The following is a 22,634-nucleotide window of genomic DNA, read 5'->3' as shown; positions in this document are numbered from 1 at the left end:
CCGGTCCGGAATCCGGTCCTCAGACCACACCATCCGGACCACTCAACGACCGACCGCCACCTCACGAAACTTCGAGGTTAGATAGCCTCGTAGTGGAGTGACTTTCGGGTGCGCGCTTCGCGTACCCGTTCAATCGGCCGTCGGCGAACAGTCGGCGCGACACCCTCACACAGGCGCGTGCCCGGCGGCACACATCGGTGACATGCGATTTCACGGACAAGGGGAAGACATGACCATGGTGCAGAACGAGGCACCTCAGGTGGACACCAAGAACGGCATCGACTACAAGGTCGCCGACCTGTCGCTTGCCGAGTTCGGCCGCAAGGAGATCGGGCTCGCCGAGCACGAGATGCCAGGCCTGATGTCGCTGCGTCGCGAATATGCCGACGTCGCGCCGCTGAAGGGTGCGCGTATCTCCGGTTCGCTGCACATGACTGTGCAGACCGCGGTACTGATCGAGACCCTCGTCGCACTCGGCGCGCAGGTGCGGTGGGCGTCGTGCAACATCTTCTCCACCCAGGACCATGCCGCGGCCGCGATCGTCGTCGGCCCGCACGGCACCGTCGACGAGCCGAAGGGTGTTCCGGTCTTCGCGTGGAAGGGCGAGACTCTCGAGGAGTACTGGTGGGCGGCCGAGCAGATGCTCACCTGGCCGAATCCCGACGAGCCCGCGAACATGATTCTCGACGACGGCGGCGACGCCACCATGCTGGTGCTGCGCGGTGCGCAGTTCGAGCAGGCGGGTGTCGTCCCTCCCGCGGACGACGACGATTCTGCCGAGTACAAGGTGTTCCTCGAGCTGCTGCGCACCACGTTCGCCGAGGACAAGACCAAGTGGACGAAGATTGCCGAGTCGGTCAAGGGCGTCACCGAGGAGACAACCACGGGCGTGCTGCGGCTCTACCAGTTCGCTGCTGCCGGTGAACTCTCGTTCCCCGCGATCAACGTCAACGACTCGGTCACCAAGAGCAAGTTCGACAACAAGTACGGCACGCGACACTCGCTGATCGACGGCATCAACCGCGGCACCGACGTGCTCATCGGCGGCAAGAAGGTGCTGATCTGCGGCTACGGAGACGTCGGCAAGGGTTGCGCAGAGTCGCTCGCAGGCCAGGGCGCTCGCGTGCAGGTCACCGAGATCGATCCGATCAACGCGCTGCAGGCGCTCATGGACGGATTCGACGTCGTCACCGTCGAGCAGGCGATCGGCGACGCCGACATCGTCGTCACCTCGACGGGCAACAAGGACATCATCCTGCTCGAGCACATGAAGCAGATGAAGAACCAGGCCATCCTCGGCAACATCGGCCACTTCGACAACGAGATCGACATGGCAGGCCTGGAGAACTCTGGCGCAACCCGCATCAACATCAAGCCGCAGGTCGACCAGTGGGTCTTCGGCGACGGCAAGTCCATCCTCGTCCTCAGCGAGGGGCGACTGCTCAACCTCGGCAACGCGACGGGTCACCCGTCGTTCGTCATGAGCAACAGCTTCTCCAACCAGGTCATCGCGCAGATCGAGCTGTGGACCAAGAACAACGAGTACGACAACGAGGTCTACCGGCTTCCCAAGCACCTTGACGAGAAGGTCGCGAAGATCCACGTCGAAGCGCTCGGTGGCACTCTGACCAAGCTCACCAAGGAGCAGGCGGAGTACATCAACGTCGACGTCGAGGGGCCGTACAAGCCCGAGCACTACCGCTACTGATCTACCCGCTGCTGATCCTCGCGCTGCCGATGGATCAGAGCGGAGGCAGACGATAACGAGCCGGGGGCGTCGACGACAACTGTCGTGGACGCCCCCGGCTCGTTCGGTCGGCGATCGCTCTCGCGCTCTACGTGCTGTAGGAGGGCTGAGCGTTGGGGCAGAAGTACCAGGTGCCCTGCTCGTTGCTGAAGGTCGCCTTGTCGGTCTTGGTCTGGGTGGCCCGACCTCCGTCGGTCACGTGGGTGTCGACGAGCGACTGCGCGACGTCGCCGGTGACCTGTACTTCAGACATGCCGTCGAGAATCACCATGCCCCGACCCTGCGGTGCTCGAATCCTGTCGCGTAGTCCGGTGCAGGTTGCGGACTTGATCTGATCGACGTTCCCGGTGTTGTATGCGTCGATGTAGCGCTGCATCGCCGCACGAACCTCTACGGCCTGGGTGCCATCTGCGGGGGCGTCGGCAGAGTCACCGTCCTGACTGCCCTGAGTACCCTCACCACCCTGATTGGAGTCAGCCTGGCTGGGCGACGCGGCCGCAACCGTCGGTGTCGAACTGTCGCCGCCCGAGGCGAGAGCCACAACGAGCACCACACCGAGTGCCAGGATCACGACGACGCCCGCTGCGATTCCTGCGATCAGGCCACGATGCGGCGTCGGCTTGGTGGTTTGCATATGCGCGAACGGTGAATCCCAGCCGGGCGGTGGAACGACCTGCTGCGGCAGCGGCCCCTGTGGTCCCCCCGGATGCGGCTGGGCTCCCGGATATTGCGGGGTTCCCGGGTACTGCGGGGTTCCCGGGTACTGCGGGACTCCTGCGGGCTGCGAAGATCCGGAGTACTGCGGGGCTCCCGGGTACTGGGGAGCCCCTGAGTAGGGCTGGACGCCCGGGTACGGTTGTAGGCCCGACGCCGGAGCGGCTCCCGGTGGCGTCGTCTGAGGGAACGGCGCAGGCGCGGAGGGCGGTGCCGCCCACGGATTGCCGTCGACGTAGCCGGGTGAAGGCTGATCCGGTGATTGCTGGCCCGATGAATGCTGCGTGGTCGGGTACTGCCCCTGCGGCGGTGTGCCGCGTCCCGGTGTGGGCGGGTAGGTCATGAAACTCCTTGGCAGATGGTGTCATCGTCGACGTTATCGAAGAGGCGAGCGGCTGCCCCAGTTCCGTCATTCACAGCGCCGTCGTTCATAGCGCCGGTCATTCATAGCGCCGTCGTTCACGCGCGCAGGAATTCGTGAGCGAGGAATCGCTGGTGCAGTCATTCGTGCATCAGACGCGCAACAAGGCCCGCGGGTTCCACCGATTCGGGAGAATCTGTGCCGACTTCGATCCACGGCGACGCCCAGCTCTCCGCGGCGAGTTGTCGGTAGACGGAGTCGACGCGCATCTGCAGGTCGTCGTCGCGTTCGTATGCGTCGCGTGGCCGTGACGGATCGGTGGCCGCGCGAGAGCGTGCGCGCTCCATCGCGACGGTTGCGGGCACTCCGAGCAGTAGGTGCTGGTCGGGGACGGGAACGTCAAATCTGCCGAACTCGAGGTCGGCGACCCAGCGCACGATGTCTCCGGATGCGTCCTGCCGTAGCCGTCCCGCGCTGTAGGCCGCGTTCGACGCGACGTATCTGTCGAGGATCACGACGTCGGACTCGGTGAGTGCCGCGCGGATCTGTGCTGCGGCGTCGGCGCGGTCGAGTGCGAAGAGCAGCGCCATCGCGTTGACGCTCTCGCGTAGATCGCCATGCTCGCCGTGCAATGCTTCCGACGCGACATCGGCGAAAACCGACGAGCCGTATCGCGGGAACGTGAAGGTCGACACTGCCGCGCCGCGTCGAGTCAACTCGTCAACCACGCCGGTGACCAGCGTGTTCTTTCCGGCGCCGTCCAACCCCTCCACTGCGATGAGCACTCCCACGATCGAATGGTAGGCGCCGAGGCGATGAGAAGGCGCCAGCCCGCCTCGGCGCGTCAATCACGACGGTTCGATCACGGAAGTGTCACCATTGGAGTCATGAAGCCTCGCATCCTCGTTGTGGACGACGACGCCGCGCTCGCCGAAATGCTGACGATTGTGTTGCGTGGTGAAGGTTTCGAACCCTTCGTCGTCTCCGACGGAACACAGGCGTTGACCGCGGTTCGAGAGGTTCGTCCTGACCTCGTGCTCCTCGACCTCATGCTCCCCGGGATGAACGGGATCGACGTGTGTCGGGTGTTGCGGGCCGATTCCGGTGTACCCATCGTGATGCTGACAGCGAAGTCCGACACCGTCGACGTCGTGCTCGGGCTCGAGTCGGGTGCCGACGATTACATGGTCAAGCCGTTCAAGCCGAAGGAACTAGTGGCGCGGGTGCGTGCGCGGCTGCGTCGCAACGACGAAGAGCCCGCCGAGTTGCTGTCGATCGGGCCGGTCGAGATCGATGTGCCCGCACACAAGGTCACCCGTGACGGCGTGCCCATCTCGCTGACACCGCTCGAGTTCGATCTCCTCGTGGCACTCGCCCGCAAACCGCGGCAGGTCTTCACGCGCGACGTGCTTCTCGAGCAGGTGTGGGGATACCGTCATCCGGCGGACACTAGACTCGTCAACGTGCATGTCCAGCGTCTTCGCGCCAAGGTCGAGACCGACCCGGAGAATCCCGAGGTCGTCCTGACGGTGAGGGGGGTCGGCTACAAGGCCGGCCCGCCGTGATCGGTCGTTCTCGACGTCGCGTCAACAGCACTCTCGGTCGGTTCACCCGCGCGGCAGGCGGCGTCGGCCGGACATTCGGCCGCATGTGGCGGCGTTCGCTCCAGTTGCGTGTCGTCGTGTCGACGCTCGCGTTGTCCTTCGTCGTGCTCCTCATCCTCGGGTTCGTGCTGATGAGTCAGATCACCGACCGGCTTCTCGAGGTCAAGTTGGGTGCCGCGACCGAAGAGGTCGAGCGTGCGCGCGTCGCCGTCGAACGTGATCTTGCGAGCGGCGACGGCAACACATCCGTGCAGAACCGGCTCCGGCAGACGAGGTCGTTGCTGACCGACCGCGACGTCGACACCAGCCAGACATCAGGATCTGTCGGCACCTTCGACAGCGTGCTCATCGTGCCGCGATCAGGCAGCGATGGTTCACAGTTCGGCGTCGGCCCGATCTCGGAGATACCGCGCAACCTGCGTGACATGGTGCAGGGCGGACAGGTCGCCTACCAGTACACGCGCGTGGCCGACGGTTCCGGCGGATCGATTCCCGCGCTGGTCATCGGCACACCGACCAACTCGTCGGTTCCCGGACTCGAGCTCTATCTGGTGTTCCCGCTGACCACCGAACAGAACACGGTCGACCTCGTGCGGGGCACTCTGCTCGCCGGAGGCGTTGTGCTGCTCGGCTTGCTCGCGGCCATCGCATGGTTGGTATCCCGGCAGGCCGTCATGCCTGTGCGGTCGGCGTCGAGAATTGCCGTGCGCTTCGCCGATGGGCGCCTCAAGGAACGAATGCCGGTGCGCGGCGAGGACGACATGGCCCGCTTGGCGATGTCGTTCAACGACATGGCCGAGAGCCTGTCCAAGCAGATCACCCACCTTGAGGAGTTCGGCGGTCTGCAGCGACAGTTCACCTCCGACGTCAGCCACGAACTCCGTACCCCGCTCACGACGGTCCGCATGGCCAGCGATGTCCTCTACGAGGGCCGCGACGACCTCGACCCCGTGCGCAAGCGATCCGTCGAGCTGCTCGACAAAGAACTCGATCGCTTCGAGACGCTGCTCAACGAGCTCCTCGAGATCTCCCGACACGACGCCGGAATGGCTGAGCTCGCCGCTGAACGAATGGACATGGCCATACCGATCGACGGAGCGCTCGCGACGGTCTCGCACCTCGCCTCCGACACGGGAACCGAGATCATCCTCGACCTACCGGCCGAACCCGTCATCGCCGAGATCGACCCGCGTCGCGTCGAACGCATTCTGCGCAATCTGCTCGCGAACGCCATCGACCATGGCGAACGCAAACCCATCACGCTCACCATGCGCTCCGACGGCGACGCCGTTGCCATCACGGTGCGCGACCAGGGCATCGGGCTGCGCCCCGGTGAAGAAAAGCTGGTGTTCAACCGCTTCTGGCGGTCGGATCCGTCGAGGTTCCGTCGGTCGGGTGGCACCGGGCTCGGACTCGCGATCAGCATCGAGGATGCCCGGCTGCACCAGGGGCGTCTCGACGCATGGGGCGAGCCCGGCAAGGGAGCGTGCTTCCGACTGACCATTCCGCTGATTCGCGGTCACAAGGTTCTCGGCAGCCCGTTGCCACTCAAACCGGTTGGCCAGCCGGTCCGCAGTTTGCCCGCGAAGTCGTCGACGAAAACGGTTGTTACGCGACTCGACGACCCCGGCACGTCTGACGCCGTTGGCGAGGACGACACTGCCGACAAGACCGACACCGCTCAGAGGACAAGCTCCGCTGACAAGGCAGACCTCGCCGACAGGGCCGACGCGAGCGACGGGGAGCAACGGTGATCGCGCGCGTGGGCGGTCGGACGTCACGACGATTCGTCGCGCTGATCGGGCTGCTCGTGACGGCGATCGTGCTCGCCGCATGCGGCGGCGTACCCGAGAGTTCGTCGCCTCAGCCCATCGAATCCTTCAAGCGCGAGGGACCGACGAACGCGGTTCCGGTTCCGCAGTCCGACATGGACCCCGAAGCGCTGGTGCGTGCATTTCTTGAAGCCACGGCGTCGCCGACGGATGGGCATGCGGCCGCGCGGCGATTTCTGACGGCACCGTCGTCGCAGCAGTGGGACGAGCGTGGCGACGCCATCATCCTCGACGAGATCAACACGTTCGTCGATCAGCGCAGCCAGAACTCGGTGCGCATGCGTCTGGTCGGCGACAACGTCGGAGTACTCAAGTCCAACGGGCAACTGCTGCCCGCCAGCGGGCGGGTCGAGACCACGATCAGCCTTGTCCGCGTGGGGGAGCAGTGGCTGATCGACGGCCCGCTGCCCAACGGCGCGATGATCGACAGGAGTCGGTTCGTCGCGACATACCGTTCGGTGTCGCTGTACTTCACCGATCGCACCCATCAGCATCTGGTGTCGGATCCGCGGTGGCTGTACGGCAACCAGGACGCCGACCCGACGGTCCTGCTCACCAGGCTGATCGCGGGCCCGGCAGAAGATCTCGAAGCGGGCGTCGACAACGGCTTCCCGACCGGGTCGTCGCTGCGCGGACAGGCTGCGCAGATCTCCGGCGGCGGTGTCCGCATCGAACTGACCGGTCTCGGAACCCTCGGCGTGCGTGACCGGACATCGCTTGCCGCTCAGATCATCTGGACCCTCAACGCCGCGGACATCGGCGGACCGTATGTGATCAACGCAGACGGCGCGCCGCTGGTCCCCGAGCGCAGCGCCGGGTGGCAGCCCGCCGACGTCAAGGCGTTCGACCCGCTCGCAACGCCCACCACCGATGTCGGGCTCAACATCGTGCGCGACGGCGCTCTGCTCAAGGTCACCGACACCGGGACCACGCCGTCGGGTGGATCGCTGGGTACCAGCCGCGACGTTCGCTCCGCGTCGATTTCGGCGGACGGCGACGAGGTGACGGCGGTCGTCGCAGCCCGCGGCGGACCCGGACTGCAACTCGTGTCGGGCGCTTATGGCGGTGAGGTCTCGCCGCTCACCTCGGGGACCTCGATCACGCGACCGTCGTTTTCGGGGAGCTATGGGAACGACACCGTGTGGGCGGTCGTCGACGGCAAGCCCGTTCGCGTTGTGCGTGATTCCCAGAACTCCAGCCAGATCGTTTCGACGGTCGACGCGGCGTCGATCGCACCGATTGCCCGTGGCCCGATCACCGAATTGCAGGTGTCGCCCGACGGCGTCCGTGTCGCACTCATCGTCGGCGGACAGGTGCTGCTCGCCGTCATCGCGACCAACGAGGACGGCCAGGTGACCCTGTCCGACCCACGAATCGCCGCGTACAACGTCGGCAATCAAGCTGTGTCGCTGTCGTGGGCCACGTCGACGACTCTCATGGTCGCCCGGGACGCCTCCGATTCGCCGGTGGTCCAGTTGCCGATCAACGGTGCTCCTGCATCCGGTCTGATCAGCGGAAACGTGGCACCACCGGTCCGCGCGGTCACTGCGGATGCCAGCAACGTCTACATCGGCGACCAACGCGGGATACTCCGACTCGGCAGCACCAACGGGCAGCCCGACCAGTATTGGACTGAGGTTGAGCCCGCGATGTCGCCGACTGCGATCCCCGTGCTGCCCTGAGCCTCTGGCGTCTGTCATGCGCCGGCGATGACGGCGACGAGGTCGACGCGTACGCCGTGTTCAGCGAGCACGCGGACTGATTCTGCTGCTGTCGCGCCGGTGGTCATCACGTCGTCGACCAGCACCGTCGCCGTGCGAGGTGAACGGTCGGTCCGCGTCGGCGGTGACCGGACGCCGACGCGCTGCGCGAGGTTTCGACGCCGCGCCCTGGCGTCGAGTCCCGCGGAGTCGCGTCCTCCGGGGCGGATGGTCAACAACGGACGCACCGACGTGCGTTGCCCCAACTCACCGGCTGCGCAGGCGGCGATGGCCGTGACGGTGTCGCCGCCGCGTCGTCGTGCCGCGAGCGGCCGCGTCGGAGCGGGAACGAGAGACAGCCGCGACGCGGGTGGGATCTCGCCCCAGCGACTCAGCGTGCGCAGTGCGTCGCCCAAGGCGTGCCCCAGCGGGGCGGCGAGATCGCGTCGGCCGTGTTCCTTGAGCTCGATCACCGCCTTGCGATGTGGACCGCGATAGCGCCCGAGCGCCCACACCCCGACACCGACCGGGACCCTGGGGGAGAGCATCACGGGAGCGTCGGCGAGAAGCGCCGCGCAGCGTGCACACCAGCGCGGTCCCGGAGCATCGCAACCGCCACAGGTCACCGGGATCATGAGGTCGACGCCGGCGCGTGCGATCGCGCGGACGTGCCGTCGGGCGATTCCTGACATGGACCCGAGCCTGCACGCTCGACCGAAGGACACCCGTGGTGCGGCTGCGATCCGACGCACAACTGTGGATTCATATGAGCCTGTGGATATCTGCCGAGCGGGCACCCGCTGGGCCGTTGGTCCCGTACTCGAATCAACGTGGCGACGAGCCGTCATATCGATGGCTAACAGGCAAACTTCCGACTACGGTCGAGGTTGCAGAAGGTAGCCGAGTCCCGGTACGGGAGGTGAAGCCCCTGACACTGGTTGTCAACCGCCGGTTGGCATGAATGAGTCGCCATTTCCTGACCTCAGTTGCCGCGAATCGTCTGGTGCTTCACGTAAGTCACAGCGGGTTCTCCTTGCGCACAACGGCTTTCGGGCTCTACAGACCTCGATGGGTTCCGTAGATCTTTCGACGAGATCGGGTGGTGGTAGCACACCCAGGAGGTAGTCGAATGTCGCAAGTCGTCCATCGCAAGGGTCGGCGTGAATCAAAGGTCGGTGCCACCACCGACGAGTACGACGCAGAATTCGCTTTTGTGCGGCCCCCCGGAACAGTCGAGTCCGACGAGCCGGCCGAACCGAACGCCACGGTCGTCTTCGCCGGGCGCAATGTCGAGATACCCGAGCACTACCAGATCTACGTCCGCGACAAGCTCGCGCGACTCGAGAGGTTCGACCTCAACGTCTACCGATTCGACGTCGAACTCAATCACGAACGCAATCCGCGGCAGTCCAAGGCGTGCCAGCAGGTGGAGATCACGGCCACCGGCAAGGGGCCTGTCGTCCGTGCGCAGGCATGCGCGGAAAACTTCTACGCCGCGCTCGAGGCCACTCTCGACAAGGTCGAGTCCCGATTGCGTCGGGTGAAAGACCGCAAACGCGTGCACTACGGCAACCGTCGGCCGCTCTCGGTGGCCGAGGCGACCGAGGTGGGGGCACCGCCACTGCGAGTCGACCAACTAACCGTCGACGAACTCCCCGGTGACCCCGGCACCGTCGACGGTGCACAAACCTGGGACGACGGCGTCGATGACCACACACCAGGACAGATCGTCCGCGTGAAGGAACACCCAGCCGTCCCGATGACCGTCGACGACGCCCTCTACGAAATGGAACTGGTCGGACACGATTTCTTCCTGTTCCACGACAAGGAAACCGATCAGGCTTCGGTGGTCTACCGCCGCCACGCCTTCGACTACGGACTGATTCGGCTCGTCTGATCGACAGCCACGGGGCACCGATCAGGCTCCCTTCAGGCGACGTCGGTACCATGGAATACGGCCTGCGTTCATGCACTCGCATGCACAGGCCGTATTTCGTGAGTAGTCGACATGAGTAAGGGACTCGATCCACGGTGCTGAACAAGCTGCTGCGCGTCGGCGAAGGCCGCATGGTCAAGCGACTCGATGCGATCGCATCGCACGTCGAGGCGTTGGAAGACGAGATCGCGTCGCTGTCCGACGACGAACTGCAGGCCAAGACCGGCGAGTTCAAGGATCGGATCGCCGAGGGCGAGACGCTCGACGAAGTGCTGCCCGAGGCCTTCGCGGTCGCTCGCGAGGCCGCGTGGCGCGTTCTCGACCAGAAGCACTTCCACGTGCAGATCATGGGTGGCGCCGCGCTGCACTACGGCAACATCGCCGAGATGAAGACCGGTGAGGGCAAGACCCTGACCTGTGTGCTGCCCGCCTACCTCAATGCGCTGTCCGGCGACGGCGTGCACGTCGTCACCGTCAACGACTACCTGGCAAAGCGCGACTCCGAGTGGATGGGACGCGTCCACCGCTTCCTAGGTCTCGAGACCGCGGTGATCCTGACCGGGATGACTCCCGAGCAGCGCAAGGTCGCCTACGCCGCCGACATCACCTACGGCACCAACAACGAGTTCGGCTTCGACTACCTGCGCGACAACATGGCGCATGCACTCGAGGATCTCGTGCAGCGTGGCCACAACTTCGCCGTCGTCGACGAGGTCGACTCGATCCTGGTCGATGAGGCGAGGACACCGCTGATCATCTCGGGTCCCGCCGAGGGATCGAGCAAGTGGTACACCGAGTTCGCGCGTATCGCGCCGCTGCTCGAGCGTGACGTCCACTACGAGGTCGACATCAAGAAGAAGACGATCGGCGTGCACGAGGCGGGCGTCGAATTCGTCGAGGATCAGCTCGGCATCGACAACCTCTACGAGGCCGCCAACTCGTCGCTGGTCAGCTATCTGAACAACGCGATCAAGGTCAAGGAACTCTTCCACCGCGACAAGGACTACATCGTCCGCAACGGTGAGGTGCTCATCGTCGACGAGTTCACCGGTCGCGTGCTCGACGGCCGTCGCTTCAACGAGGGTCTGCACCAGGCGATCGAGGCCAAAGAGGGCGTCGAGATCAAGGCGGAGAACCAGACACTCGCCACGATCACGCTCCAGAACTACTTCCGTCTGTACGACAAGCTCTCGGGCATGACGGGTACCGCGGAGACCGAGGCCGCGGAGTTCGACCAGATCTACAAGCTCGGCGTGCTCCCGATCCCGACCAACAAGCCGATGGTCCGCAAGGATCAGGGCGATCTGATTTACAAGACGGAAGAGGCGAAGTTCGCCGCCGTCGTCGACGACATCACCGAGCGCCACCAGGCGGGTCAGCCGGTTCTGATCGGTACGACGAGCGTCGAACGGTCGGAGTACCTGTCGCGTCAGCTCGCCAAGCGCGACATCCCGCACACCGTGCTCAACGCCAAGTTCCACGAGCAGGAAGCGCAGATCGTCGCAGAGGCCGGTCGACCCGCAGCGGTCACGGTCGCCACCAACATGGCCGGTCGCGGTACCGACGTCGTGCTCGGCGGTAACCCCGACATCATCGCCGACACCCGCCTGCGCAAAGCCGGACTCGATCCGGTCAACACCCCCGACGAGTACGAGGAGGCGTGGGAAGAGGCGATCACCGTCGCGCGCCGCGAGGCCGCGGAGGAAGCCGACGCCGTGCGCGATGCGGGCGGTCTGTACGTACTCGGTACCGAGCGCCACGAATCCCGTCGCATCGACAACCAGCTGCGCGGACGTTCGGGGCGTCAGGGTGATCCGGGCGAGTCGCGGTTCTACCTCTCGCTCGGCGATGAGCTCATGCGACGCTTCAACGGCGCGGCGCTGGAGACCATCATGAACCGCGTCAACCTGCCCGACGACGTCCCGATCGAGGCGAAGATGGTCACCAAGGCCATCCGCAGCGCACAGACCCAGGTTGAGCAGCAGAACTTCGAGGTCCGCAAGAACGTCCTCAAGTACGACGAGGTGATGAACGAGCAGCGGAAGGTCATCTACGCCGAGCGTCGCACCATTCTCGAGGGAACCGAGCATCGCGAGCAGATCATGCAGATGATCGCCGAGGTCGTCGGAGCGTATGTCGACGGCGCAACCGCGGAGGGCTACGCCGAGGACTGGGACATCGACGAGCTGTGGACCGCCCTGCGCGCGCTCTATCCGATCGAGCTGGACCCACGAGAAGTGGTGGGCGAGAACGAGTTCGGTGAGCGTGACGACATTTCGGCCGACGAGCTGAAAGAGATCCTCGTCGACGACGCGCAGAAGGCGTACGAGAAGCGCGAGGATGAGATCACCGCGATCGGCGGCGAGGACGCCATGCGGCAGCTCGAACGCACGATCCTGCTCAGTGTTCTCGACCGCAAGTGGCGCGATCACCTCTACGAGATGGACTACCTCCGCGAGGGCATCCACCTGCGCTCCATGGCGCAGCGTGACCCGGTGGTCGAGTACCAGCGCGAGGGCTACGACATGTTCGTCGGGATGCTCGAAGGCCTCAAGGAGGAGACCCTCCAGTACCTGTACAACGTGCAGGTGCAGGCCGAGCCCGCTCCCACTGTCACACCGGCTTCCGCTGCGGCGACTGCCGCCGCGGCCGCCGCACGCCAGCCCGCGATGGCGGGTGCGGCGGCGTCGGGCAACGGGGCATCGCAGAATGGCGCGTCTGGCAACAGCGAGGCACCGGCCGCATTGCGTGCTGTCGGCGTCGACGCCGAGTCCGACGTCCCGATGACGTACTCCGGGCCCGACGAGGACGGTGGCACGTCCGTGCACTCGGAGGAAGAGGAACTCGACGATCCGGCACTCGTGGCCGCGTCGCGTCGGGAGCGTCGGGCCGCCGCGCGTGCCAGCGGAAAACGCGAGGGCGCGAAGCCGCCGAAGTCCAAGCGACGTCGACGCTGAAAATTCTCTGACGTTCATGGAACCGGACGTACCTCGCGTGCGTCCGAGTTTCCATGACCAACACCTACACTGATCAGCCGTCGCATATCGAAGCGAGTCCGGCGTCGAGTCGTATCCGGATAGTGCCCGCGCCCGACTACGAGACGCGCGGGTCCCTGACCGGCTCGACGCGTGACGAGAGGTCCGCTGCCGCCCCCGCTCGCCGCGCGCCGGAGATGCCGGGCGCCAGTACCCGCACCGCGGCTCGTGCGACTTCCCGCACTGGTTCCGGCGCAACCGCCATTGCGGCGCGGGACTTCTCGGTCGGCACGCTCACGATGATCTTCGAGGTCATCGCGCGCCGCAGGCCCGCATCGCATCTGCAGCATCGGGTCGGAATCCAGGTCGACGACCAGATCGACGCCCTCGCGCGGGCCGGGGCGGCGGGCCACGACATGTGCATCCCCACCGTTCGACGCGTCCACGTCCAGATGTGCGACGCGGGATCGGCAGAGATCTTCGGGACGTACTCGCGGCAGGGCAGGTCGCGGGCGTTCGCGGGGCGTATCGAACGCGTGCCGTGCCGGGTTCGCGTAGCTGGGCAGGCGGCTCGTGGTCGCTACAGTCCGGTGGCGACCCGCGTCGAGTATCGCTGGCAGCTGGTCGTCCTGACACTCGGGTGACTACCTCCGCGGGGCGCAGCCATGCGATGCGGCGGGTATCGCCATCGCGATGTCGGCGACGGTGTCCGCGGCGCTAGGATCATCGCGTGGCGAACCGGCTGTCTCCGCGCGAGGCGATCTCCTACTTCCTCGACGGCGCAGGTGTCACCAATCACCTCGGTGCCGTCATCGTCTTTCCCGGAACCAACGGCAAGAAGCGTTCCGCGGCAAAGGATCTCGCGACCAGTCGGACACGCGGAAAGAAGTCGGAACCACCCGTCCTCGACTATCCGGCGCTGGTGCGGCTCGTCGAGAACCGACTGCAACTCGTGCCGCGGTATCGGAAGGTGGTCCTGGAGGTCACCCTCGGGCTGGCCCGTCCGGTCTGGGCCGACGACCCCGACTTCGACATCAATTTCCACATCCGCCGATCGGGCCTGCCGTCGCCGGGAACGATGGCCGATCTCGAAGATCTCGTCTCCCGCGTGATGTCGCGGCCCCTCGACCGCAGCCGACCGCTGTGGGAGATGTATCTGATCGAGGGACTCGAGGACGGCGGGTTCGCGATCCTGACGAAGTCGCATCGCTGTCTGATCGACGGCGGTGGCGCCGAGATGAGCGAGCTGATCTGCGACGACGAACCCGACGTCGCCGCACTGCCCGTGGATGTCTGGATGCCCGGGCCCCCACCCGGTTCGGCGTCGTTGGCGGTCAGTGCGCTGGCCGAGGCGTTGGCGCGCCCGGGAGAGCTGATTGATTCGGTCATCGGTGGCAACGGATTGCTCGGTGAGGCGAAGTCCGTGGTGGTGGGTACGGTCCGCCGCGCAGGACGCCTGGTGCAGCAGCTCACGGATTCGGCACCGTCGAGCCTGTTGAACGCGCCCGGGTCGTCGACCCGCACGTTTGTCTCGGCGTCGGTGCCACGGCGCGATGTCGCGAAGATCGCCGAACGCAACGAATGCACCGTCAACGACGTCGAACTCGCGATCATCACGGGTGCGATGCGCCATTGGCTGCTGTCCATCGACGCGGAGGGTCGGTTCGGCGACACCGTGCGGGCGGTGCTTCCGCTCGGCGCGCGACAGTCCGGGGTACTTGCGCACGAGGAGTCACCCGAGACGTGGATCGTCACCGACGAGCCGCGGTTTGTCACCGACCTCCCGGTTGGGGAGTCCAATCCGCTGGTCCGACTCGCTCAGGTCGCGGGGCTGGCCAATCGCTATGCGCAGTCGTCACGACGCGTCTCACCGTCGACGCAGCCGTTGCTGAGCGAGCTGGGTGTCATACCGTTCGCGGAACTCAGTTCGCGCGCGTTCCGGTCACTCGACCGCCGCGGGTACAACGTGCCGGTCGCGATGAACACCGTGCCGATTCCGCCCCAGTACGTCTCGGGCCACAAGGTGTCCAACCTGTTCGTCGTACCCGGCCTGGTCGCCGGACGCGCGTTGTCTGTCGGCGTGTGCGAGTATGCGGGGTCGATCGAGTTCGGGTTCACCGCCGATCGTGGTGTGATCGACGACCCTTCGCTCATCGGCGACTACGTCCGCGAGTCGTACGAGGAACTCGCCGACGCCCACTAGTGTTGGCAGCGGAATCCAGGTAAATGGGTGGAATCCAGGTAACGCGCTGAGGATGTCGTAGGAGGAAACACGCGGTGAGGGTCTACTTTCCGGCGACGCTGACCATGCTGCTCGAACTCGACGAGACCGGGGAGTTCCGCCCGATCGGCGGGACGGGTTTCGCACTCACCCCGGCGTTGCGCGAGTCCTACCTCTCCGGTGACGACGAGGAGTTGGCGGAGGCGGCGATCCGCGAGGCCGCGCGTGCGTCGCTGCGACTGCTGGCCGGTGAAGCCCCCGAGCCGGGCGACCCCGACGCCGAGGCCGACCTCGAAGCCGACGAGGAGACTGCCAAGCCCGGCGACACACCCCGCCTACCGCCTCGTCGTGCCGTGGTTGCCGCCGATGTCGACGAGGCCACACTGCGTCCCGACCTCGACGACGCCGTCGTGAAGGTCTCCGGTCCGATCGCGAAGTCGGCGATCGCGTCTGTGCTGGTCGACGGCGCTGATGCCGAAAGTGCTGTCCGTAACGCCGTCGTGGTCATCGACGCCGCGGACATGGGCGACCAGGACGCCGAACTCGCCGTCGGCGACGTCGAAGACCACGACCTGGGGTGGTATGCGACCCAGGAGCTACCGTTCCTGCTCGAACTGCTCTGAACCTCTGAACTGCTCTGGGGCCGCCCCGGAGTCCGCTCATTCCGTAACCTACGGTTCCGTAGGTTAAAGTTGTCGTGTCAGGTCTTCGGGGTCTCGGTTGCGGGCTCCCCGTCCAACATGCGGTCGCACGACGAGGAGTGGAACGGTGAACCTGCGGGAGCTGCGGGAACGGTTTGAAGAGCCGGTGTCGGGAGTGGCAGCGCGTAGTCGTGGGGCCCGGTGGGCGCGCGCTGCGGTCGCGCGGATCACCACGCCGCTGTTGCCCGACGACTATCTCCATCTGGCCAATCCGCTCTGGTCGGCGCGTGAACTGCGCGGCCAGGTGGTATCGGTGACTCCGGAAACCGACGACTCCGCCACCATCCGCATCAAGCCCGGGTGGGGATTCTCGCTCGACTACGCGCCGGGTCAGTACATCGGAATCGGAGTCCTCGTCGAGGGGCGTTGGACGTGGCGCTCGTACTCGCTGACTTCGGTACCCGATCTGACTCGCACCGAGGGCACCATCGCGATCACGGTCAAGGCCATGCCCGAGGGCTTCCTGTCGACGCACCTGGTCAAGGGGCTCGAGCCGGGGACCGTCGTCCGATTGGCCGCGCCCAAGGGTGAGTTCGTTCTGCCCGAGCCACTTCCCGACAAGGTGCTCTTCCTGACCGCTGGCAGCGGACTGACCCCGATCATCTCGATGCTGCGCATGATGCGGCATCGCGGACAGTCGACAGACGTGCGCGTGGTGCACTCGGTGCCGACGCCCGACGATCTGCTGTTTGCCGACGAACTCGTCGAGATGGACCAGAGCGGACTCATCGACCTGCACGTGCAGTGCACGAGGGCCGACGGCAAGGTCACCGCACATTCGCTCGACGAGCTCAGCCCCGATTGGCGGACGCGCGAAACGTGGGCGTGCGGGCCGGGCGGTTTCTTGGAGATGGTCGAGGCGGCGTTCATCGGCGCAGATGCCGCCGATCGCTTGCACATCGAGCGATTCGCGCTCGAGCGCGGCGCGGTCGGCGCGCAGGGCGGGACCGTGACCTTCGGGCGCACGGGGCAGACCGCGGAGGTGGACGGCGCGACAACCCTGCTCGAAGCGGGGGAGCAGGTCGGTGTGTTGATGCCGTTCGGATGCCGCATGGGCATCTGTCAGAGCTGCGTGGTCATGCTCGACAAGGGGTGCGTGCGCGATCTGCGATCCGGCGACGAGCATGTCGCGGGCGAACGAATCCAGACCTGCGTGAGCGCTGCTGCGGGCGACTGCACTCTCGATGTATGACGAATCGCCGAAATCCTCGGCGAATGCGCAGTTCACGAGCGTTGCAGGCGCCTCGGCGGCGGCGTTCCCCGTCGCCGGGTGGGTCGAAGCGTTAGGCTCTGTGGGCGAGGCTGTCGACCACGGAGGGGATCCGCGTGCGAGCTGAACTGATTGAACTGGCCGCGACGAGTGATGTCCCGGTGCTGACCGATGGCACTATCACTCTGCGGGCACATCAGACCGACGACGTCGATCGCATCGTGGGATACGCCACCGATTCGTTGACGATGCGATGGGCCAAGATGCCATCGCCATACGGTCGATCCGACGCCGAGCGGTTCATCATCAATGCACTGCAGGGATGGCGCAACGGGACGTCGATGATCTGGGCCATCGAGCACGACGGCCGGTTCGCCGGAAGTATCGATCTCCGTGGCCCCGGCCGGATCGTCGACATCGGTTTCGGGTTGCATCCCGATGCTCGCGGTGAGGGCCTCGTACGGCGCGCGATGGTGTTGGCGATGCAGTACGCCGTCGACAACCGCGACGTCGAGGTGGTGCGCTGGGAGGCCGCCGAGGGCAACCTCACCAGTCTGCGCGCCGCGCACGCCGCGGGATTCACTCTGGTCGGTCGGCTTCCCGACTGGCTCGAGATGAACAGCGGCGTCGTCGACGCCTGGTGCGGCAAGTGGCACGCCGGCGAGAGTTTCGAACCCAAGACCGTCTGGCACGCAACGACTTTCGAAACCGAGCGGTTCCGCCTGCGGCCCCTGGAGGCCAAAGACGACGAGCGCATTCGAGAGACGCTCGACGACCCGACCTCGCGCAAGTACCTATTCGGCAGGCCCGACCCGCTGACCGTCGAACATGCCGCGGCCGAGCGCACCAGGAAGTGGTGGACGGCCGCGCGCGGCGAGACCTGCACCTGGGCTGTCGCCGACAAGGAAACGGACCACTATCTCGCTGACATCTCGCTGTTCAAGATCGATCCGGTGGTCGGCGCCGAGATCGGCTTCTACACGCATCCCGAGGCGCGTGGTGCCGGAGTGCTCGGAGAGGCGTTCCCCGCGTCGGTGCGGCACAGCTTCGACGTTCTCGGTCTGCGCAGGCTGACGATGTTCGCGGCCGACTCCAACGAGGGCAGCAAACGCCTTGCACTGCGCGCGGGCTTCAACGAGTTCGGCACGCAGCCGCTTGCCGCGAGCTCGGCGGGCAAGATCGAGGATCTACTCGGGTATGAACTGCTCGCCGAAGAAGGCGATCAGTAGCGTCGCTATCCCCACAGCGTCACTGTCCCCACAAGCTGGGGCTTTCCGTGGAGTGGCAACCCCGGCGAAAATCGGATGAACGCGACGGATTCACCGCCGCACTCCGAATTCAGGTGAATCATGCCTTCTCAGAACAGCGCCGGTGCAGTAGTGAACGTCGACCTGTGCATCGTCGGCGCGGGAGTGGCGGGTTTGAACGCGCTCGCCGTGGCAACCGAATACCTCGACGCGGGTGCTCGCGTGGTTCTCGTCGACCGTCGTCCGGACGCGGGTGGCATGTGGAACGACACGTATTCCTATGTCCGGCTTCATCAGCCATATGAATTCTTCACCGCCGGCGACATCGTCTGGAGGTTGCGTCGCGCCCCCGACTACCTTGCGACGAAGCCGGAGGTCCTCGACCACCTGCGGTACTGCCGAGACGTACTCGCCGAACGTATCGCGCTCGACGAGTACTACGGATGGTCGACGGACCGATTCGACGAACGCGCCGACGGCGTGAGCGTTCATCTCAGCGGCCCCGACGGTGGGGAGCTCGTCGTCGATACGCCGATGCTGATCAACGCCTACGGATTCAACGTAACTCCGAATCAGCCTCTCGCGCTGAGCAGTTCGCAGGTGAAGTCGGTCTCGCCCGACTTTTTCGACTTCTCCGAGAATGACTTCACCGACACTGATACCCCGGTCTGGATCATTGGCGGCGGCAAGACCGCCATGGACACCGCCCATCTGATAACGACCAGAGATCCTGGTTGTGAAGTACATCTGGTGGCCGGTGCCGGGACGTTCTTCAACAATCGTGACGCGATTTTCCCAGCAGGAATGCGGAGATGGTGGGCTGCCAAACCTGCCAGTCAGGTTTTCAGCTCCTTCGCCGACATGTACGACGGGACGAACGATCAGGAGGTGACCGCTGCCTACCGCGCGCGGTATGGAATCAGTCCGATATCCGAGCCCCAGCGGTTTTTGAACGGCAACCTCTCATCGTCTGAATGCGACGCCATCTCTGCTGCGCTGAGTAGTGTTGTCACCGACTATCTCGCCGATGTCGTGGACCGAGATGGGTTGCCGCAGTTGGTGTTCCGTAGTGGTGAGGAGATTGCCGTCGTTCCGGGGAGTTGGGTGGTCAACTGCACCGGATACCTCCTTCGTGAGGATTCGACCGACGGCGATCCCTACGTGTCGAAAGGGGGTCGCGTACTCACCATCAACACCAGTTCGGCCACCTTCCAGTTCTCCACGTATGCCGCCTATTTCCTCACTCACCTCGCCTTCCTGGGCAAGCTCGATTCGGTGCCGCTGTACCAAACCGACCTCGGCGTGGTGGCACGCGGACACTCGCAGGCCGCGGTCGGTGTCAGTTGCTGTCTCGCGATGTACAACATCGGGCTGATTGCCGACGAGGTCCCGCTCAAGGTCTTGACCAACTGCGGGGTCGATTTTGACCGGTGGTCTCGGATGCCGCTGCGGCTCGCGTCGTCGACCCAATTCATGCTGACTCATCGGCGCAAGCGTGAGAACTATCGTCGCGCGCTGGACATCACCTCTAAACGGTTGGGGTTCAGTTGCGGGCCGCTCGTCGGGGCCACAGTCTCGTGACCACAGCGATCAACGTGTGCGCTCGTGCGCTGAACATGTCTGGACAGCCCGATGCCCGTAACCTACGCTTACGTAAGTTACGGGAACGTAGGCGTAGCCGACTCTCCCGTCGCCCCTGACCATCCGCGACCAGTGAGGACGCCCATGGCGATCACCGACATCCCGGAGTACGCACATCTGAGCAAGGCTGACATCGAAGAACTCGGCCGTGAACTCGACAAGATCCGTGCCGAAATCGAGGCAGACCGAGGGGAGCGGGACGCGCGGTACCTGCGCAACACCATCCGCTTTCAACGCGGCCTCGAGTTGGTCGGCCGCGGACTGATCTTCGGTTCGACGCGTCGCTCGTGCTGGTGGGCGGGCGCGACGGCGCTCGGCGTCGCGAAGATCGTCGAGAACATGGAACTCGGCCACAACGTGATGCACGGGCAGTGGGATTGGATGAACGATCCCGAGGTGCATTCGACCACGTGGGAGTGGGACAACACCGACCCCTCGGCCCACTGGAAGCACACGCACAACTACATCCATCACAAGTACACCAACGTGCTCGGCATGGACGACGACGTGGGCTACGGACTGCTCCGCGTGACGCGCGACCAGCGGTGGCGTCCGTTCAACTACGGCAACCTCGTCTACAACACGCTGCTCGCGCTCTTCTTCCAGTGGGGAGTTGCCGCGCAGCACCTGGAGATCGGCAAGAAGCGTCGTACACCGGAGGCCAAAGCGCAGTTCCGCCGCGACCTAGCCGACGTCGGCAACAAGATCGGTCGCCAGGTCGGCAAGGATTACGTGATCTACCCCGGTCTTGCGGCTGCGGCAACCGCCGCGGTGACCAAGGGAGACGCCCGGGCGTCGGCTCGCGCGTTCGGCAAGGCAGCCACTGCGAACGCGCTGGGCAACGTCATCCGCAATGTGTGGAGTAACGCCGTGATCTTCTGCGGGCATTTTCCCGACGGTGCGGAGAAATTCACCAAGCAGGACGTCGACAGCGAGACGCAGGCCGAGTGGTATCTGCGACAGATGTTGGGATCGGCCAACTTTCGCTGCGGATTCCTGCTCGCTTTCATGAGCGGAAATCTCTCGTACCAGATCGAGCACCACATCTACCCCGACCTCCCGAGCAACCGGCTCGCCGAGATTGCCGTTCGCGTCCAGGCGCTCTGCGACAAGTACGACCTGCCCTACACGACGGGGTCGTTCCCGCTGCAGTACGCGAAGTCGTGGCGAACGATCGCCAAGCTGTCGTTGCCCGACAAGTACCTCAAGGCGACTGCCGACGACGCTCCCGAGACGGCGTCGGAGCGTCGATTCAAGACCGGACTCGACGAGGGGGTGCGCCTCGAGTCGGTGGTCGATCCGGTGAGTGGACGTCGACGCGGGCTGCGTAGTGCGATTCGGTCGCTGCGTGATCGGCGTCGAGGACGTGCGGCAGCGCCGACGGTGGTTACAGCACGTTCAACGCGCGCTGCCTGATCGTGAATACGGCGACCTCACGCTGCCTGCGGTTACTCGCGGGTAGGGTGGGTGTCGCACACACGCCGCGTGCGACATAATGGAGTGCAATGGCTATCACCGACATCAATGAATACGCACATCTGACTGACGCGGATGTCGAGGCCCTCGGCGCCGAGCTCGATGCTCTGCGACGAAAGATCGAGTCCGAACGCGGCGAGCGGGATGTGCGTTACCTGCGCAGGACCATCCTCGCGCAGCGCGCCCTCGAAGTTGCCGGTCGACTCGCGTTGTTCGGTTCGCATCGTCGTTCACTGTGGTTGCTCGGCACCGGTTCGCTGGCGTTGGCCAAGATCATCGAGAACATGGAGCTCGGCCACAATGTGATGCACGGGCAGTGGGACTGGATGAACGATCCCGAGGTGCACTCCACGACGTGGGAATGGGACATGGTGTGCGCGTCCCCGCACTGGAAGCACTCGCACAACTACGTCCATCACAAGTACACCAACGTGCTCGGCATGGACCACGACGTCGGTTACAAGGTCCTTCGGGTCACGCGGGACGAGCCGTGGGAACCGCGGCGCCTCCTCCAACCCTTCATGAACCTGTTTCTCGCGCTGACGTTCGAGTGGGGGATCGGGCTGCACGATCTCGATCTCAGCGAGTACCGCGCGGGCGAGCGTCCGCGTGAGGTCACGATTCCGAAACTCAAGCTGTTCGCGCGGAAGATCGGCAAGCAGGTGGGCAAGGACTTCGTTCTGTTCCCGGCACTGACCGGCCCCAACTTGATGCATACGCTCACGGCCAACCTCACCGCCAACGTGATCCGCAATCTGTGGGCCTACGTCGTGATCTTCTGTGGTCACTTCCCCGACGGCGCAGAGAAATTCACGGTCGACACCCTCGACGACGAGACGCCTGGCCAGTGGTACCTGCGGCAGATGCTCGGCTCCGCGAACTTCAACGCCGGCCCGGCGATGGCCTTCATGTCGGGCAATCTCTGCTACCAGATCGAGCATCACCTCTACCCGGATCTGCCGAGCAACCGCCTCGCCGACATCTCGGTGCGCGTGCGCGAACTCTGCGACAAGTACGACCTCCCCTATACGACGGGATCATTGTGGGTCCAGTACTTGAAGACGCTACGGACCATCAACAAACTCGCACTGCCCGACCGCTTCCTGCGTGATTCGGCCGACGACGCACCCGAGACCGCGTCGGAGCGACGCTTCGCCGGTCTCGACCAGGCGATGGGTCTCAAGACGGCTATCGAAGAGGTTCGCCGCAGGCGTCGGATGCGTCGCCGGGCGCGCCGCTAGTCACACGCTCGTCGGTGGTCACACGCTC

Annotated in this window: 17 protein-coding genes; 14 read left to right on the top strand and 3 right to left on the bottom strand. The window is 65.1% G+C overall.

The window, feature by feature from the left end:
* Positions 1 to 229 precede the first annotated feature (229 nt).
* Complete coding sequence (ahcY, locus tag A5785_RS22730; protein WP_039856658.1) at positions 230 to 1,708, top strand: adenosylhomocysteinase; 1,479 nt, start codon at positions 230 to 232, stop codon at positions 1,706 to 1,708.
* A 127-nt stretch (positions 1,709 to 1,835) separates the two neighbouring features.
* Here ahcY and A5785_RS22725 read toward each other — a convergent pair whose 3' ends face one another.
* Both A5785_RS22725 and A5785_RS22720 read right to left on the bottom strand, forming a co-directional pair.
* The gene (locus A5785_RS22725) at positions 1,836 to 2,804 is read right to left on the bottom strand and encodes a hypothetical protein (RefSeq protein ID WP_005208002.1); all 969 of its coding nucleotides are present in this window, start codon (positions 2,802 to 2,804) and stop codon (positions 1,836 to 1,838) included.
* A 158-nt stretch (positions 2,805 to 2,962) separates the two neighbouring features.
* The gene (locus tag A5785_RS22720; protein ID WP_051994047.1) at positions 2,963 to 3,613 is read right to left on the bottom strand and encodes a dTMP kinase; all 651 of its coding nucleotides are present in this window, start codon (positions 3,611 to 3,613) and stop codon (positions 2,963 to 2,965) included.
* 96 nt (positions 3,614 to 3,709) lie between these two features.
* Here A5785_RS22720 and mtrA point away from each other — a divergent pair, with 96 nt between their 5' ends.
* From mtrA to lpqB, 3 genes are read left to right on the top strand one after another with little or no spacing between them, the layout of a single operon-like run.
* Positions 3,710 to 4,387, top strand: a complete 678-nt coding sequence (gene mtrA, locus A5785_RS22715; protein WP_005170551.1) for an MtrAB system response regulator MtrA — start codon at positions 3,710 to 3,712, stop codon at positions 4,385 to 4,387.
* Positions 4,384 to 6,180, top strand: a complete 1,797-nt coding sequence (mtrB, locus tag A5785_RS22710; RefSeq protein ID WP_065181089.1) for an MtrAB system histidine kinase MtrB — start codon at positions 4,384 to 4,386, stop codon at positions 6,178 to 6,180. Before mtrA ends, mtrB begins: the two co-directional genes overlap by 4 nt.
* Complete coding sequence (gene lpqB, locus A5785_RS22705) at positions 6,177 to 7,940, top strand: MtrAB system accessory lipoprotein LpqB (protein WP_005208005.1); 1,764 nt, start codon at positions 6,177 to 6,179, stop codon at positions 7,938 to 7,940. Before mtrB ends, lpqB begins: the two co-directional genes overlap by 4 nt.
* A gap of 14 nt (positions 7,941 to 7,954) precedes the next feature.
* Here lpqB and A5785_RS22700 read toward each other — a convergent pair whose 3' ends face one another.
* Positions 7,955 to 8,650: a ComF family protein gene (locus A5785_RS22700; RefSeq protein WP_005208006.1), complete on the bottom strand. Its 696-nt coding sequence runs from the start codon at positions 8,648 to 8,650 to the stop codon at positions 7,955 to 7,957.
* Positions 8,651 to 9,087: 437 nt separating this feature from the next.
* Here A5785_RS22700 and hpf point away from each other — a divergent pair, with 437 nt between their 5' ends.
* The 10 genes from hpf (at position 9,088) to A5785_RS22650 (ending at position 22,606) form a co-directional block, all read left to right on the top strand.
* On the top strand, positions 9,088 to 9,855 hold the full coding sequence (gene hpf, locus A5785_RS22695) for a ribosome hibernation-promoting factor, HPF/YfiA family (RefSeq protein ID WP_005208007.1): 768 nt from the start codon (positions 9,088 to 9,090) through the stop codon (positions 9,853 to 9,855).
* A 134-nt stretch (positions 9,856 to 9,989) separates the two neighbouring features.
* The gene (gene secA, locus A5785_RS22690) at positions 9,990 to 12,851 is read left to right on the top strand and encodes a preprotein translocase subunit SecA (protein WP_065181088.1); all 2,862 of its coding nucleotides are present in this window, start codon (positions 9,990 to 9,992) and stop codon (positions 12,849 to 12,851) included.
* Positions 12,852 to 12,904: 53 nt separating this feature from the next.
* Positions 12,905 to 13,513, top strand: a complete 609-nt coding sequence (locus A5785_RS22685) for an Rv3235 family protein (protein WP_005208009.1) — start codon at positions 12,905 to 12,907, stop codon at positions 13,511 to 13,513.
* A gap of 86 nt (positions 13,514 to 13,599) precedes the next feature.
* Positions 13,600 to 15,072 (top strand): wax ester/triacylglycerol synthase family O-acyltransferase, encoded by a 1,473-nt coding sequence (locus tag A5785_RS22680; protein WP_005208010.1) that lies wholly within the window; start codon positions 13,600 to 13,602, stop codon positions 15,070 to 15,072.
* 74 nt (positions 15,073 to 15,146) lie between these two features.
* On the top strand, positions 15,147 to 15,713 hold the full coding sequence (locus A5785_RS22675) for a DUF6912 family protein (protein WP_065181087.1): 567 nt from the start codon (positions 15,147 to 15,149) through the stop codon (positions 15,711 to 15,713).
* Positions 15,714 to 15,858: 145 nt separating this feature from the next.
* On the top strand, positions 15,859 to 16,983 hold the full coding sequence (locus A5785_RS22670) for a ferredoxin reductase (protein WP_065181086.1): 1,125 nt from the start codon (positions 15,859 to 15,861) through the stop codon (positions 16,981 to 16,983).
* 134 nt (positions 16,984 to 17,117) lie between these two features.
* Entirely contained in the window at positions 17,118 to 18,230 is a 1,113-nt protein-coding gene (locus A5785_RS22665; RefSeq protein WP_065181085.1) for a GNAT family N-acetyltransferase, read from the top strand.
* Positions 18,231 to 18,350: 120 nt separating this feature from the next.
* Positions 18,351 to 19,829 carry an NAD(P)-binding protein gene (locus A5785_RS22660; protein ID WP_065181084.1) on the top strand — a complete coding sequence of 493 codons (1,479 nt, stop codon included), beginning with the start codon at positions 18,351 to 18,353 and terminating at the stop codon, positions 19,827 to 19,829.
* A gap of 144 nt (positions 19,830 to 19,973) precedes the next feature.
* Positions 19,974 to 21,305: a fatty acid desaturase family protein gene (locus tag A5785_RS22655; protein WP_064862038.1), complete on the top strand. Its 1,332-nt coding sequence runs from the start codon at positions 19,974 to 19,976 to the stop codon at positions 21,303 to 21,305.
* 89 nt (positions 21,306 to 21,394) lie between these two features.
* Positions 21,395 to 22,606, top strand: a complete 1,212-nt coding sequence (locus A5785_RS22650; protein ID WP_064904951.1) for a fatty acid desaturase family protein — start codon at positions 21,395 to 21,397, stop codon at positions 22,604 to 22,606.
* Positions 22,607 to 22,634 lie beyond the last annotated feature (28 nt).

Source organism: Gordonia sp. 852002-50395_SCH5434458, assembly GCF_001665905.1.
GTDB lineage: Bacteria > Actinomycetota > Actinomycetes > Mycobacteriales > Mycobacteriaceae > Gordonia > Gordonia jacobaea.
Note: the sequence above shows the minus strand (reverse complement) of the source record. Positions and strands in the feature narration are given on the sequence as shown.